Raw genomic sequence first — 15,055 nt, 5'->3', positions numbered from 1 at the left:
TCGTCTGGTTGTCATTTTATTACGCCAAATGCTCTGGCGAGAGACAATCTCAAAACTATGTGAGGAGTTCGCTGCATTATTTTTCTGCACGGCACAACAGATAATGTCAGCATTGATGACGTATCTGCCAAACTGTGGCATTTAGGGCACATAGAAACTGACCCCTAATATTTGGTTAGCGCAGCTCGGAACTCTTTTTTACGTCCACCAAGTCAATGTGGAAATTTACGGGCGGAGGCGGCGTTCCATCTTCTTTTGGTGGCTGCCCCAGCATCGCACCGGGAATGCAAAAGCGATAGGATGAGCCAATAGTCATAAGCTTTAACGCTTCACCAATCGCTGTCGATGCTTGAGCCAGTGGAATTTGCAGCCAATCGCTGGCGTCCATCACTTGGCCAGTATCCGGGCGGTAGACTCTGTAGTTGACCAAAGCCACATCTTCATCGGTTGGCGCATTACCAAGCCCGCTGTTCAATTCCTTATATCCCATGCCCGACGCCGTGGTCATTTCGCATTGGCGTTCGGTTTCGGGAATAATCTGTACAACAGGAGCGGCGGCTTTATTTACTTCGATCAAATCCACCTCAAAGACCAAATCGGAAGCCGGCGGGATTGTTCCTTTATCCTGATCGCCATAGCCAAGCGCGGCGGGAATGCAGAACCGAAATTTGGCGCCGGGCTGCATGAGCTGCAAGCCCTCGGCAAAGCCCGCGATAACGCCGGAGACCGGGAAATTGGCGCCCTGACCAGCGTCAAATTGCGTGCCGTCCTTGGCCAAACGGCCTCTATAGTTAACCTTGACGCTGTCATCCGCGCCCGGCGCATCGCCAGCGCCTGCTTTCAATATGGTGTAGCTCAACCCGGAGGCAGTTGTGGTATCACAGCGCAGATCCGCCGTTTTCGTCGCGGCTTTTTTTCCAGCAGATTGCTGCGCATAAGCTGCAACAGGGGCCGCAATAGGTGAAAGGACAAGTGCAGCGGCCGAAGCCCAAAAAGCTATTTTCATGAAATTCCTATGTATAAATTCTTGATTCAATGTGCAGATTTGCGCGTGAACAGTTGATGAATTGCAACAACGATACCGCCCAATATCACGCCAAAAACGCCTGCTCCGGCGGCGTTTACCGTCCATTCAGCAAGGCCGCCGACAAAGGGTATAGCGCCACCAATATTATGGGCGAGATCATGCAGTGCATGGGGAACGGTTTTGAAGCCAAATTCTTCTATTCCGTGCATCACAATTTGCCCGCCAACCCATAGCATAGCAGCCGTTCCTATCACCGACAATGCGCCCAATATTTTTGGCATGGCGAGGACAAGGCCGCGTCCAAATTTCGCAACGAGGCTATATTTCCTTTTGGCCAAATTTAATCCGATATCATCCATTTTTACGATGACAGCGACCACCCCGTAGACTGCCACCGTTATCGCGAGAGCGACAACGATCAGCGCGACGGCCTGCATATAAATAGATTGGTTTGCAACCTCACCGAGCGCGATTGCCATAATTTCGGCCGATAAAATGAAATCAGTCCGGATCGCGCCGCTTGCCATTTGTTCTTCATGTTCTTCGCTCGTTAGCTCGGTTGCCTTTTCATCCAAGCTTTCGTCATGCGGTTTTATGGCGTGAAGCAGCTTTTCTGCGCCTTCATAACAAAGATAGGTGCCGCCAATCATCAATATTGGGGTAATCAGCCAAGGCAGAAAAGCGCTGAGCAGCAATGCAACGGGGAGAATGAACAGGAGCTTATTCTTCAAAGAGCCCTTTGCGATCCGCCAGATGATCGGCAATTCTCGGCTCGGATGAAACCCAACCAGATATCGCGGGGTAACCGCCGTATCATCAACAACCACGCCAGCGGCCTTTGTCCCGGCTTTGGCTGCAGCAGCGCCGATATCATCTATCGATGCGGCGGCCATTTTGGTGATGGTTGCCACATCGTCGAGCAGCGCAAATAATCCGGATGGCATAAATTGTCCCTGTTTGTCGTTACGAAGCCGCGCCGATCAATTCCCGCCCGATCAGCATTCGGCGGATTTCGTTGGTGCCCGCACCAATGTCAAGCAGCTTGGCATCGCGGGCAAAGCGTTCCACCGGCCAATCTTTCGTATAGCCCGCACCGCCCAGCGCTTGAATTGCCTCCATCGCGACTTTTACGGCATTTTCAGACGCCAGCAATATGGCGCCTGCCGCATCGAAACGAGTGGTTTGCCCCGCATCGCAGGATCGAGCGACTGCATATGTATAGGCACGCGCGCTATTGAGCGCGACATACATATCGGCGACCTTCGCCTGCATCAGTTGAAACGCGCCTATCGGCTTACCAAATTGTTTGCGTTCGCGGATATAAGGCAGCACGACATCAAGGCAGGCCTGCATGATGCCATGCTGTATACCCGCCAGGACAACGCGTTCATAATCAAGGCCGCTCATTAAAACACCGACACCGCCATGCAGCGGACCCATGATCCGCTCTTCGCTCACAAAACAATCGTTGAACACAAGTTCCGCCGTGGGCGACCCGCGCATACCCATTTTGTCAATCTTCTGACCAATCGAGAAACCTTCATCGTTTTTTTCGATCAGGAAGGCGGTAATACCGCGCGACCCAGCTTCTGGATTGGTTTTGGCATAGACGACTAATGTATCGGCATATGATGCGTTGGTGATCCAGTATTTTGTGCCGTTCAGCACATAGCCGCCTTGCACCGCATCGGCTTTTAACTTCATGGAAACCACATCGCTGCCTGCACCTGCCTCTGACATGGCGAGGCTGCCGACATGGTCGCCGGAAATTAGGCCCGGTAGATATTTCGTCTTTTGCTCTGTCGAGCCCCAGCGGCGGATTTGGTTGACGCATAGGTTGCTATGCGCGCCATAGGACAGTCCAATGGAGGCGGATGCACGGCTAACTTCTTCAACCGCGACAATATGCTCCAAATAACCCATGCCAAGCCCGCCATCGGCTTCTTCGACCGTAATGCCATGTAGCCCCAATGCGCCCATCGCAGGCCATAATTCGTCACGCGGGAACCAGTCTTCTGCGTCGATTTTGGCGGCCAGAGGTGCGATCTGTTCGCTGGCAAAACGGTGAACGGTTTCTCGGATCATGTCGGCGTTATCGCCCAAAGCAAAGTCTAGCGGGCCGAAATTTGAGGTTGCGATATCTGTCATAGCCACGGTGTTTGCCATTTAATGTCTGGCCCGGCAAGCAGGCATAGCGGGACATAGGGCAAAATCAGGGGTAGAAAGATTGGCGACATTTGCCTAACGCCCCAAATATATGACAATCTTAAATGACGATCGGCCGGATGCGGCCAATGAAAAGGCGCAGCTCGCGGCAGATATGCTGCAGGGCCTGCGCCGCTTTGCAAAATCGGTCATGGTTATCAGCTGCGAATGCGACGGGCGGCGCTATGCGATGTCGGCCACTGCGGTCAGCGAAGTGAGTCTGAACCCGCCGATAATGTTGATCTGCGTCAACCGGGACGCGACGCTACATACACCGCTATTGGCGGGGGCGGATTTTGCGATCAATATGCTGCACGGCGGGCAAGAAGAAATCGCCCGACATTGCGGTGGCGAACGGCAAGGTGAAGCGCGGTTTGACACTGGCGATTGGCAGATAAGCGATTTTGGGCCGCCGATATTGGCCGATGCACAGGCCTATTTTATTTGCCGCCAAGAACAGCGGGTAGAGCATGGAACGCATAGTATTTTCATCGGAGAAGTTGTTGCCGCCTACGCAGGACCAGATATAGATCCGCTGGTTTATGTGGATGGCAAATATCTGGCCCCTGTGAATGGCAGCCGCAGCGAGCAGTGATGGAGCAGTGATTATGGCAGCGTTTGATGTATTGATAATCGGCGGCGGCCATGGCGGAGCGCAAGCAGCCATTGCCCTGCGCCAACAAAAATTTGAAGGCAGCATTGCCATTATCAACGGCGAAAACGAACTGCCCTATGAACGCCCGCCTTTGTCGAAAGAATATTTTTCCGGCGAAAAGCCATTTGAACGCATGCTCATCCGTCCCTCATCTTTTTGGCAGGAACGCCGGGTGGATATGCTTCTGGGGCAATATGTGGATACCGTCGATGCCAGTGCAAAACAGGTTAAGCTGAATGACGGACGGGAAATAGGCTATGGTCATTTGATCTGGGCGGGCGGCGGTTTGCCCCGCCCGTTAATGTGCGACGGCGCAAATTTGCACGGCGTCCATCAGGTGCGCAGCAAAGCCGATGTCGATGCGATGATGGCCGAGCTGTCCCATGTGAATGATGTGGCCGTTGTTGGGGGCGGCTATATCGGGCTGGAGGCGGCAGCAGTGCTTCGCAAATTGGGCAAAAATGTCACGGTGCTGGAGGCGCAGGAACGTGTCTTCGCCCGGGTTGCCGGTCCTGACTTATCGGCATTTTATGAAAATGAGCATCGTGCAAAGGGCGTTGCCCTGCGCACCGGTGTCGCTGTGGAACGCCTGATCGGTGACGAAGTTCAGGTGAGCGGTATCCTGCTTGGCAACGGCGAGACCGTTCCTGCTCAAATGGTGATTGTCGGCATCGGCATTATTCCATCGGTAGGGCCATTGCTAAAGGCAGGTGCAGCTGGCGGCAACGGTGTTGATGTTGACGAATATTGCCGGACATCATTGGATGATATTTTCGCGATTGGTGACTGCGCTGCCCATGCCAATAGTTTCGCCGCAGGAGAGGTGATGCGGGTGGAATCGGTGCAAAATGCCAATGATATGGGAAGCGCGGTTGCAAAAACGATTATGGGGGACCTTACGCGGTATCATGCTGTTCCTTGGTTCTGGTCCAACCAATATGATTTGCGGTTGCAGACGGTGGGCATTTCGGCGGGTTATGATGAAACGGTGCTGCGCGGCGATATGGCAGCGCGCAGCTTTTCTATCGTATATTTGCGCGACGGGCGGGTCATTGCGCTCGATTGCGTCAACGCGACGAAGGATTATGCGCAAGGACGCAAATTAGTGGAGCAGAGCGCAGCGATCCCCGCCGAGTTGCTGGCGGATAGCAGCCAAACATTGAAAGATTTATTGGCCGGAAGTGGCGAGGGGTAGGGCGGGCCAAAGCGCCTTTTAATCATGGCCCATCAAAACGCATTTCTAACCGCCGTTCTTGGCCCTACCAATACCGGCAAGACCCATTTGGCGGTTGAGCGAATGTGCGGTCATTCCAGCGGTATGATGGGTTTTCCGCTGCGCCTGCTGGCACGCGAAATATATGACCGTGTTGTCAAAATAAAGGGCGAGGGCCAGGTAGCCTTAATTACGGGTGAGGAAAAGATAGAGCCGCCCGGCGCGCGTTACTATTGCTGCACCGTCGAATCGATGCCGATTGAGCGCGAATTTGCGTTTGTTGCTGTGGATGAAGCGCAACTGGCCGCCGACCCCGAGCGGGGGCATATCTTCACCGACCGGATGCTGCACGCGCGCGGATTTGCCGAAACGATGATATTGGGTTCGGAAAGTCTGGCACCGCTCATCCGAAAATTGTTGCCTGATGCAGAGATTATATCGCGGCCCCGTTTTTCAACCTTAAGCTATGGCGGCGCAAAGAAACTGTCGCGCCTTCCCAAAAGGTCGGCGGTTGTCGCATTTTCGGTAGAGCAAGTTTACGCCATGGCCGAAACCTTGCGGCGGCTGCGCGGCGGCTGCGCTGTGGTCATGGGGGCACTGTCCCCCCGTACCCGCAACGCGCAGGTGGCCATGTTTCAATCGGGCGAGGTCGACTATATCGTGGCCACCGATGCGATTGGAATGGGATTGAACCTGGACGTACGCCATGTTGCTTTTGCGGCGCTTGGCAAATTTGACGGCGTGCGCCGCCGCCGTTTGACCGTAGCTGAAATGGCCCAGATTGCTGGACGCGCTGGGCGGCACCAAACCGATGGCACTTTCGGGACATTGTCAGGCGAAGCCCCGGAAATGACGGCGGAAGAAATTTTGGCGATAGAGGATCACCGCTTTGCGCCGCTCGAATGGCTCTATTGGCGGGAAGCGCAGCCGCGTTTCGATAATGTGCAGACATTGATCGCCGATTTGGAGCTGCGGCCAGAACGGCCCGAATTGCGCGCCGCTCCCCAAGCAATTGACCTTGACGTGCTCAAACGCCTTTCAGGCATGCCCGCTGTGACCGATTTACTGCGCGGTCCGCGAACCGTCGAACGGTTATGGGAAGCAGCTTGTTTGCCCGATTTCCGGCAATTGGGCGCCGAACCGCATAGCCGGTTCATTGCCTCACTGTGGCCGCATCTGGCGACGGGATATGGCCATTTGCCCCATGCTTACGCCGCGCAGGAGTTGGCGAGGCTGGATAATCTGCAGGGCGACATTGCAACCTTGTCGCAGCGTATCGCGGCGGTGCGGACCTGGACTTATATTTGCCATCGCAGCGATTGGCTCAGCGATCCGCCAGCGATGGCCGATAGAGCAAAGCAGCTAGAAGCGAAGTTATCCGATGCACTGCATGATGCGCTGCGTCAGCGTTTTGTCGACAAACGGTTGAGCAAGTTGATGCGCGGCGCGGCAAAAGACAGTGCGCTCTTGCCGGTGGTGATAGACGAGGCTAACCGCGTTCTGGTTGATGGCGAGGATATTGGCAGGCTTGACGGATTCGCGTTCAAAGTTGACGCAAGCGCGAAGGCAGCGGATCATAAATTATTTCTGGCAGCGGCGCAGCGGCATTTGGCTCTGCTGCTGCGGCAAAAGGCAAGGGAAGTGAAAATGGCAGGTGATAGTGATTTTGAACTGGGGGCAGACGCAGAACGTCAGCCTGCAGTCTATTTTCAGGGTGATTTGATCGGCCATTTGATCAAAGGACGCAGCTTGATGACCCCGTCATTCCGCCCGGTTAAATCGGTTGGCGCATTGGACGCCGCCGCCTTGCAAGACGTGCAAAGCCGCGCAGAGGCCTGGATAAATGCGCAATTGGAAAAACATTTGGGCGGAATTGTTGCCCTACATAACGTGTCACAGGATGCCGCGACTGACGCCAGTGTGCGGGCTTTGGCGGTCCAGCTTGCCGAAGAGGGCGGGATTGCGGGTCGGGCATTCTTGTCCGACGCGTTGCGTGCGTTGCCCAAGGAGGCACGCGGAACAGCGCGTAAAAGCGGAATTGTTTTCGGCGCGCTCGATGTATTCCACCATGCTGCGTTAAAACCAGCAGCGGCGAAATGGCGGGCCGCATTATTTGCGGCGCGGGACGAACGGTCCATGCCTGAAATGCCGCCTGAAAGCGCGGTGCATTTGAAAGACTGGAATTTTGCCAACATCGCGGATGCCCGGAATGCCGGATACCGGAAATTGGCGGGCGAATATCTGCGCATCGACCTTGCCGAGCGCGTGATCAAAAAAGCGCATGAAGCGCGTGGCGATCAAGCGGTGTTCGGGTTGGATATGACCTTTGCAACCTCATTGGGGCTCAGCGATGCGGGCCTGAATGCTTTGATGGCGGATGCTGGTTTTCGGAAGGCAGACGCACCTGCCGAGACAGGAGTAGACAGCGAACCAGCGGCGCCTGCAGGGTTGCCTGATCCTGCACCCGAAGAGACGGACAGCGGCGGCCAGAAAGGTGAGAGCAATGTGCCGGGGAATGAGGCCGAGCCGATTTCGGTTACCACCGAAGGCAGCAACACGTCCGAAATCGTAGATCAAGCCCAAGCCGCTGACCAAACCGGCGATACGTCAATAGATCAACTGTCCTTGCCGGCCACCGATTCTGCTCCGCCGCTTACCTATTGGCGCTGGGCCGGTATGCGCAAACCGCAGCCGCGCGGACAAAAACTGGCGCAGGACGCGAAACGGGGTCATATAAAGCGCAAAAAGTCAGGGCCGAAAACCAATCGCGGAAAAGACAGCAGAGCAGCGCCGCAACCCGCCAAGCCCGCGGCTCCGCCGTCGTCGCTTGCGCTGCAGCTGGCGGCCCTTCAAGAGTTGCATTCGCCCAAAAAGCAGAAATAACGCGAATTGTCTGGAGCTGGCCTTCGTATTGATAAGCTGCTTTGGTATTTGCGGTTCAGCAAAAGCCGGACGTTGGCGCAGCATTGGGTTGAGCAAGGGCATATTCGGGTCAATGGCAACCGAATAACCCGGCCCAGCTTTGCGATCCATTTGGGCGATGTGATTACTTTGCCGCGCGGAGAGGGAATATTGGTTATTCGTATGGAAATTTTACCCCATCGGCGCGGGCCAGCCGAAGAGGCGAAAAGCCATTATCTTTGTTTATGATAATCACTCGCAAAGAAAAATGTGTTTTTGCGATAACAGATTGTTGACTTGACCATATTATCCACAATAGGCGTATATCTGAAACGGCGACAAAACCGCCTGTAATATCTTAGGAGAGTTTACCCGATGACCTATGTCGTGACCGATGCCTGCATCAAATGCAAATATATGGACTGCGTCGAAGTGTGCCCGGTGGACTGCTTCTATGAAGGCGAAAATATGCTGGTCATCAACCCCAGCGAATGTATCGATTGCGGCGTGTGCGAACCCGAATGCCCGGCAGAAGCAATTTTGCCCGATACCGAAAGCGGTTTGGAGCAATGGCTGGAGCTGAATACGAAATATAGCGCCGAATGGCCGAATATCACGACCAGCCGCGAACCACCAAAAGATGCGGATGATTTTAAAGGCGTTGAAAACAAGTTCGAAGAATATTTCTCACCTGAACCCGGTGATGGCGATTAACCGAAAATCTTATCATCTGAGCTTACAGGGCTCTGTAACAAAAAAGGCGCGGCATCCCCGGATGCGGCGCTTTTTTTCAACCGGCCTAAATCAATCCAGCGCTGCGCATCGATGAAAAGCCGTCTTTGCCAACGATAATATGGTCGTGAACGGTGATACCCAATTTCTTGCCCGCATCGATAATTTCGCGGGTCAAGGCGATATCCTGACGACTGGGGCTGCTGTTACCGCTCGGATGGTTGTGCACCAATATGATAGCAGCTGCGCCTAAATCTAAAGAGCGGCGTACCACTTCACGGACATAGATGGCGGCCTGATCAATGCTGCCTTCGCTGGTCAGCTCGTCACGGATCAGCATATTTTTGCTGTTGAGATAGAGTATGCGCACGCGCTCCGTCGTCAAATGCGCCATATCGGCGCGCAGATAATCAAGCAGCGCTTGCCAGCTCGCCAAGATCGGCATTTCGCGAACGGGCTCGCTAATCATCCGCAGCGCCGCGGCCTGCACAATTTTGAAAGCAGCGGCGCTGGTGCTGCCCATGCCGGGTTGACCTGCGATATTTTCCGCATCGGCGGTAATCAGCGCTGCCACGCTGCCATAATGGGCCAGCAACTGCTTTGCGATCGGTTTGGTATCTTTGCGCGGGATGACAAGCATTAGGAGATATTCAATCAGTTCATGGTCGAGCAGCGTATCTCCGCCCTGTTGCAGCAAACGGTTCCGCAACCGCTCCCTATGACCTTTATTATCGGCTGAACCGCCATCCGGCATAATCATTTTCCCCTGCACAAACATAGTCTTGTCATCGATTTCTAACGGATAATCAAGGCATTTGGCATATTCGACATTGCAACCGCTTTCGCTTTGCCGCATTTGTCACTTATGGCCAATTTGTCCACAGAAGACGAAGTAGCGCAGTCCGATCCCCCGCCATCAAAAGCGGCGGGTAAGCGGCGAATGTGGGTAAGGTGGATATTCGGCCTGGCCGCGCTGCTGCTCATTCTGCTGCTCACCATCGGTTATTGGCAGCGGGTGAATATTGCCGGAAGATTCGCTGAGGATCAGATCAAAAAATATAATATCCGCGCCAGTTATCAGATTAAGGATATTGGCCTGCGGACGCAGCGCATTGAAAATATTGTGGTCGGCGACCCGGCAAATCCTGACTTTACCGCAAAATGGGTGGAAATTGATGTGGCGCTCAATTTTTCAGGGGTCACAGTACGCGACGTTCGCGCGAATGGCGTAAAAATTAATGGAAGATATGATGGCAAAAAGCTGAGCTTTGGCGAATTGGATAAATTCACCGACCCCGACAGCAAAGAGCCTTTTGAAATTCCCGATATTGGCGTGGACCTGTCCGATGCGCAAATGAGCCTTGATACACCTTGGGGACGGATAGGCGCTGGCTTGGACGGTGAAGGCCTTTTACGGCAGCGGTTTGAAGGTAATTTAGCCTTGCGTGCGCCCTTGCTGCAATATCAGGATTGCCGGTTTGATGCTGCAGCATTTGATGGTCGCTACCTGCTAGATTTCCGGCGGCCCAATTTAATCGGTCCATGGACAGCGCAAAGCGTAAGCTGCAATGACAGCGAAATATTGGCGAAAGCGCCAACCATTGATGGTGATTTGCGGCTTAATGCAAAATTCGACCGGTGGTTTGGCGATGTGAATTACAGTCTATCGGCATTGTCGGTTGGCGAACAGAATTTCATCCGTCCCCGGGGCGCATTGTCATTCGCAGGCGGCGGTGACAGGACAAATTTCGACGTCAGGCTTGCCGATGGGGGATATGAGAGCGCACAACTAAATGCTCAGAGTCTTGGCTTTGATGCAAAAGGCCATTTGGATTTTGGAGATGGCGGCTTTGCTGTAACGGCGCGCGGTGATGCGAATATCGGCGGCGGCAAGGTTGCGGCTTCTTATCTGACGGGCATGGACGCACTTGCGCAGAATAGCAAAGCGACGCCAGCCGGGCCATTGGTGGCGCAGCTGATCCCTGCGGTAAAAAGCGGTGTCAATAATTTTGATGCCCGCCTGAGGTTTGATGCGGATGTTCGGCGCGGTGGTAGTTCTAGCGCGCTAATCGACGGGATAAACATCCGGTCGCGTTCTGGTATTCGCCTGACGCAATCGGGTGCCACGCAATTAACTCAACGCGGAGATATATGGCGCGTGATTTCGCCCCTGCGATTATCATTATCGGGCGGCAATATGCCTGTGACGCGCATCGCATTGCGGCAGGGGGCTGGGGACAGCTGGTCCGGAGATATCGCCGTAGACCCTTATGCAGCGGGCAGAGCCAGCCTGTCGATACCGGCGTTGGCATTCAACGGCAGGCCGGGCGGAGCATGGACATTTGACGGGCGAGCCAAATTGAGCGGACCCCTACCACAGGGATTTGTTAACGGCGTAAACTTCGCCTTAAACGGCCGCTATGATGCCGGACGCCTGTCACTCTATAATAGCTGCCAATCGGTTTCATTTGACCGCATACAATATAATCTGCTTGTCCTGTCCAAACAGAATCTGCGTATTTGCCCCGATGGCGGTTATATCGTGCAAACCGGAACGGGGACGCAAGTAAAGGCGACATTGCCGTCAATGCAGGCGTCGGGCAGCTATGGCGGATCGCGGTTCGATATTCGCACTGGACAGGCGCGATTTGATCTTGCGAGAGGCTTCACTGCCGCAGACCTGCGTGCTGCCTATGGCGACAATCCCATCCGTATCGCCGCGCCGGTGCTTCGTTTCAATTTTGACACAGGTTTTGATACCAAAAATGTTCGGGTCGAGGCGGGCTCAATGGACGCGCTCACTTATTTTGAAATTGCGGCGCTCAACGGTTCATTTGCATCCGGCGGCATGCGCGGCCGTTTATCAGGCGCGAACGGCAAAATTGCCAATGTGCCGGTGATGATGACAGACGCATCGGGCGATTGGACATTGGTGGACGGCGATGTCGCATTGCAGGCGCGGCTCGATATTACCGATAGCGAAGCCAATTATGAGGATTCGCTACTTGATCAACGCTTTGAGAAGCTGAATATCCCGAATGCGCTGATCACCTTTGAGGGCGGGATTATCAATGGATTGGCAGAAATTTATGAACCAACTACCGCTACGAAAATTGCAGACCTTGATTTGAGGCATGATTTGAACGGCGGCGAAGGCCGTGCTTTGCTGGCGGTTGATAACCTGGTTTTTAATGAACGGCTGACGCCTGAATTGTTGACGCCGGTGACACGCGGATTGGTGCAGAATGTGGCCGGACCGGTTTTTGGAGACGCGCGTATCGAATGGGATACGAATGAAGATGGCATTATCAGCACAGGCCGGTTCGGTACCACCGGGATTGATTTGGCCGCTGCTTTCGGTCCGGTACGGGGGCTGAAAACTGAATTGCTGTTTACTGACCTGCTCGCGTTGGAAACGGCACCGGGGCAAATTGCCCGGATCGATACAATTAACCCGGGTGTGGCTGCATTGGACGGTATAGTCCGCTACCGGTTGCTTGCCGGACGGAAAGTGCAGATTGAGGGTGGGAGCTGGCCCTTCGCAGGCGGCGAGCTTAGCATTGAGCCGACCGTTTGGGATATGAGCGTGGATAAACCGCGCTATTTGGTGCTTGATGTGAAAGGCGTTGAGGTTGGGCAGTTTATTGAACAGTTTGATTTCGATAACCTTGCGGCGACGGGTGTTTTTGATGGCAAATTGCCCATGGTTTTTGACTTTAATGGCGGCAAAATTGTTGGCGGCGAATTGATCGCGCGAAGTGGCGGTGGGAATATCTCCTATATTGGCGATCTTACCTATATGGACCTGAATGCCTATGCTAATTTCGCATTCGATGCGCTGCGGTCCATAGACTATACCGGACTGCGGATCGAAATGGGCGGCGATTTGGGCGGAGAGATTATCACCAATATCAATTTTGACGGCATTAAACAGGGCGCAGGGGCGAAGCGCAATTTCATTACGCGGCAATTGGCGGATATTCCAATCCGTTTCAATATTCGGATCGAGGCATCCTTTTTCGAATTAATGGGGTTGGTTCGGTCCACCTATGATCCGCAATTTTTGGCACAGAAAAATATCGACCAGATCCGCGCTGAGCAGGAAAAGCTATTGCGGGGCGATGATGGCAAACCGGAATGACTGGCCCTTTCTAGCGTATAAACGCAGCAAACCATTGAATGAACAAGCGGTTCAGCCTTTAGAAAGCAGGGGAATGGCATGACAGAAGAAAGATTGACGCGATGCGTAAAAATTGCGAATCGCGATGTTATGAAAAGGAATGTTTGCATCATCATGGCGACCCCTGCTTTTTTGGCATTTGGTGGCTGCGTTCAAGTCGCGGCTCCGGACAAGCCAATTGAGATCAATCTCAACATTAAAATAGAACAAAAAGTTTTGTTACGCATTCAAGGGGCGGTTAAAGATGCAATCGCTGAAAATTCGGAGATATTCTGATGAGTAAAAATTGGATTGAAGTGACAGCTGCAGCCGCCTTGCTGGCGGTATCAGTTGTGCCGGGAGTGTCGGTGGCCCAAACGCTTGTCGACCAGTATAAAGGCGCGAAATCAAGCGGCCTGGTGGGCGAAAAAATGGATGGCTATATCGGTGCAGTGTCAACGCCATCGGCGTCGATTGAAGCGCTGATCTCCGCAATCAACATCAAACGTAAGGACGTTTATTTTAAGGTTGCGGAAACCACGCGCGCTCGGCCTGACGAGGCTGCTTTTACGGGTGGATGCACCAACATTAAAAATACAAAGCCCGGCGAATATTATCAGGCGCCAAATGGTTCTTGGGTGCAACGCACTGATGGTCCGCCGCAGCTAGATAGCAAATGCCCGCAATAAGCATGTGGCATATTCGCATTTCAAAAAGCCCCCGAGCGATCTAGCTCAGGGGCTTTTTTCATGCGCTATTGGCGAGATCATACAGAAATGGCGGGGTTACGCTCTCTACAAATCGGGTGGAGGGTGGTAGCGTTAATATTCGACGCCAACATATTTTTACTGCGGCGCAACATATTCGCCGTTTAATGCAATTTGCGGCCATTGACTTGGAACCCAGCCTCTCCTAAAGCGCCCGTGCCTAGGCGGGGTTTCCCGAATTCATGGCCGCTGCTTTCGTAACAAAAAGGACGGTTTCTCATGGCTTCAGACGATCCCGCGCAGGACGGCAAAAACGGCAAAGACCCTCGGCTCGATTCGTTAGACATGCAGCTGAAAAAGGTCCGCGCCGCCGAAGACGTCCGTTCCGGTAAAGCCAACCAGCCCGTCTCCAAGGGGATGAAGCAGGGAAATAGGGTTTTGACGGAATTGATAGCTGGTCCTGCGGGTGGTGCGATAGTTGGCGGTTTTCTAGACCGTTGGCTGGCGACAACCCCGTGGATCCTGCTCGCCGGTCTCTTTATGGGGATCATCGTGGCGTTCAGGAACATCATAAAGATTTCAGCAGAGCGTCCGGAATAGTTCGGACGCTTTACGCGCATCTAACAGGGTAGTGAAAAGTGGCATCTGAAAGCGGCAAAATCGATCCGATGTATCAATTCGAGATTCACCCTCTCGTTGATTTCAAATTATTCGGTTACGACATCAGCTTCACCAACAGCTCGCTGTTCATGCTATTGGTTCTGGGCGTAATCTGGATTTTCATGGCAGGCGGCATGAAACGGCAAATCGTGCCGGGCCGCTGGCAAATGGCGGTTGAGGGCGTCGCGGGCTTCGTCAATAATATGATGTCGTCGAGCATCGGCCCCGAAGGCAAAAAATATGTGCCTTTCGTATTTTCGCTCTTCATGTTCATCCTTATTGCAAACTTCATGGGCATGATGCCCTTTGGGATCGTTCCCGGCGTCCATACCTTTACCGTCACCAGCCACTTCACCATAACCGGTATATTGGCTTTGATGAGCTTTTCGATCGTGTTGATTGTCGGTTTTTGGAAGCATGGCCTGCATTTCTTCTCACTGTTCGTTCCGCATGGCACACCATGGTGGCTGCTGTGGTTGATCCCGCTGATTGAGCTTTTTTCTTTCATGGTCCGGCCGTTCAGTTTGGCGCTGCGTTTGTTCGTTGCAATGATGGCAGGTCACGTTTTGATGAAGGTGCTAGCGGGCTTCGTAATCAACGGCCTCAATGCGGAGGCGCTTTGGGTGACGCCGGTTGTGGCCTTGCCAAGCTTTATCCTGATGATCGGCATCACTATGCTTGAACTGCTGGTCTGTGCCATTCAGGCTTATGTTTTCGCTTTATTGACGTCGCTCTACATTAACGACGCGGTTAATTTGCACTAAGTTTTTCAACCTATTACCATTTATTTTTAACA

At 53.4% G+C, this 15,055-nt stretch carries 14 protein-coding genes; 10 read left to right on the top strand and 4 right to left on the bottom strand.

Annotation, left to right across the window (positions count from 1 at the left end; all coding sequences use genetic code 11):
- Positions 1–175: 175 nt before the first annotated feature.
- Genes ACFOWX_RS08115 through ACFOWX_RS08105 form a run of 3 tightly spaced genes read right to left on the bottom strand, consistent with a single transcriptional unit; the run spans position 176 to position 3,175 of the window.
- Positions 176–1,006: an FKBP-type peptidyl-prolyl cis-trans isomerase gene (locus ACFOWX_RS08115; RefSeq protein WP_381423021.1), complete on the bottom strand. Its 831-nt coding sequence runs from the start codon at positions 1,004–1,006 to the stop codon at positions 176–178.
- Positions 1,007–1,032: 26 nt separating this feature from the next.
- The gene (locus ACFOWX_RS08110; RefSeq protein ID WP_381423019.1) at positions 1,033–1,971 is read right to left on the bottom strand and encodes a DUF808 domain-containing protein; all 939 of its coding nucleotides are present in this window, start codon (positions 1,969–1,971) and stop codon (positions 1,033–1,035) included.
- Between the two features lie 19 nt (positions 1,972–1,990).
- On the bottom strand, positions 1,991–3,175 hold the full coding sequence (locus tag ACFOWX_RS08105) for an acyl-CoA dehydrogenase family protein (RefSeq protein ID WP_381423017.1): 1,185 nt from the start codon (positions 3,173–3,175) through the stop codon (positions 1,991–1,993).
- A gap of 109 nt (positions 3,176–3,284) precedes the next feature.
- Between ACFOWX_RS08105 and ACFOWX_RS08100 the strand changes: the two genes are divergently transcribed.
- The 5 genes from ACFOWX_RS08100 to fdxA all read left to right on the top strand — a co-directional run bounded on the left by ACFOWX_RS08100 (position 3,285) and on the right by fdxA (position 8,715).
- Entirely contained in the window at positions 3,285–3,827 is a 543-nt protein-coding gene (locus tag ACFOWX_RS08100; RefSeq protein ID WP_381423015.1) for a flavin reductase family protein, read from the top strand.
- Positions 3,828–3,840: 13 nt separating this feature from the next.
- Positions 3,841–5,082: an NAD(P)/FAD-dependent oxidoreductase gene (locus ACFOWX_RS08095; protein WP_381423014.1), complete on the top strand. Its 1,242-nt coding sequence runs from the start codon at positions 3,841–3,843 to the stop codon at positions 5,080–5,082.
- A gap of 24 nt (positions 5,083–5,106) precedes the next feature.
- A complete protein-coding gene (locus ACFOWX_RS08090; protein WP_381423012.1) occupies positions 5,107–7,983 on the top strand; it encodes a helicase-related protein in 2,877 nt (958 codons plus the stop codon).
- Between the two features lie 6 nt (positions 7,984–7,989).
- On the top strand, positions 7,990–8,250 hold the full coding sequence (locus ACFOWX_RS08085; protein ID WP_381423010.1) for an RNA-binding S4 domain-containing protein: 261 nt from the start codon (positions 7,990–7,992) through the stop codon (positions 8,248–8,250).
- 126 nt (positions 8,251–8,376) lie between these two features.
- Positions 8,377–8,715, top strand: coding sequence for a ferredoxin FdxA (gene fdxA, locus ACFOWX_RS08080; protein ID WP_381423008.1), 339 nt, complete (start codon positions 8,377–8,379; stop codon positions 8,713–8,715).
- Positions 8,716–8,800: 85 nt separating this feature from the next.
- On the opposite strand, the gene radC is transcribed toward fdxA, so the two are convergent.
- Positions 8,801–9,493: a RadC family protein gene (radC, locus tag ACFOWX_RS08075; RefSeq protein ID WP_381424973.1), complete on the bottom strand. Its 693-nt coding sequence runs from the start codon at positions 9,491–9,493 to the stop codon at positions 8,801–8,803.
- Between the two features lie 105 nt (positions 9,494–9,598).
- Here radC and ACFOWX_RS08070 point away from each other — a divergent pair, with 105 nt between their 5' ends.
- The 5 genes from ACFOWX_RS08070 (at position 9,599) to ACFOWX_RS08050 (ending at position 15,023) form a co-directional block, all read left to right on the top strand.
- A complete protein-coding gene (locus ACFOWX_RS08070; RefSeq protein WP_381423006.1) occupies positions 9,599–12,874 on the top strand; it encodes an intermembrane phospholipid transport protein YdbH family protein in 3,276 nt (1,091 codons plus the stop codon).
- Between the two features lie 78 nt (positions 12,875–12,952).
- The gene (locus tag ACFOWX_RS08065) at positions 12,953–13,189 is read left to right on the top strand and encodes a YnbE family lipoprotein (RefSeq protein ID WP_381423005.1); all 237 of its coding nucleotides are present in this window, start codon (positions 12,953–12,955) and stop codon (positions 13,187–13,189) included.
- The gene (locus ACFOWX_RS08060; RefSeq protein ID WP_381423003.1) at positions 13,189–13,581 is read left to right on the top strand and encodes a YdbL family protein; all 393 of its coding nucleotides are present in this window, start codon (positions 13,189–13,191) and stop codon (positions 13,579–13,581) included. The genes ACFOWX_RS08065 and ACFOWX_RS08060 overlap by 1 nt, the downstream gene beginning before the upstream one ends.
- 297 nt (positions 13,582–13,878) lie before the next feature.
- Complete coding sequence (locus ACFOWX_RS08055; protein ID WP_381423001.1) at positions 13,879–14,199, top strand: AtpZ/AtpI family protein; 321 nt, start codon at positions 13,879–13,881, stop codon at positions 14,197–14,199.
- A 38-nt stretch (positions 14,200–14,237) separates the two neighbouring features.
- Positions 14,238–15,023, top strand: a complete 786-nt coding sequence (locus ACFOWX_RS08050; protein WP_381422999.1) for a F0F1 ATP synthase subunit A — start codon at positions 14,238–14,240, stop codon at positions 15,021–15,023.
- Positions 15,024–15,055 lie beyond the last annotated feature (32 nt).

This window comes from Sphingorhabdus arenilitoris (assembly GCF_042651485.1).
Lineage (GTDB): Bacteria > Pseudomonadota > Alphaproteobacteria > Sphingomonadales > Sphingomonadaceae > Sphingorhabdus_B > Sphingorhabdus_B arenilitoris.
Note: the sequence above shows the minus strand (reverse complement) of the source record. Positions and strands in the feature narration are given on the sequence as shown.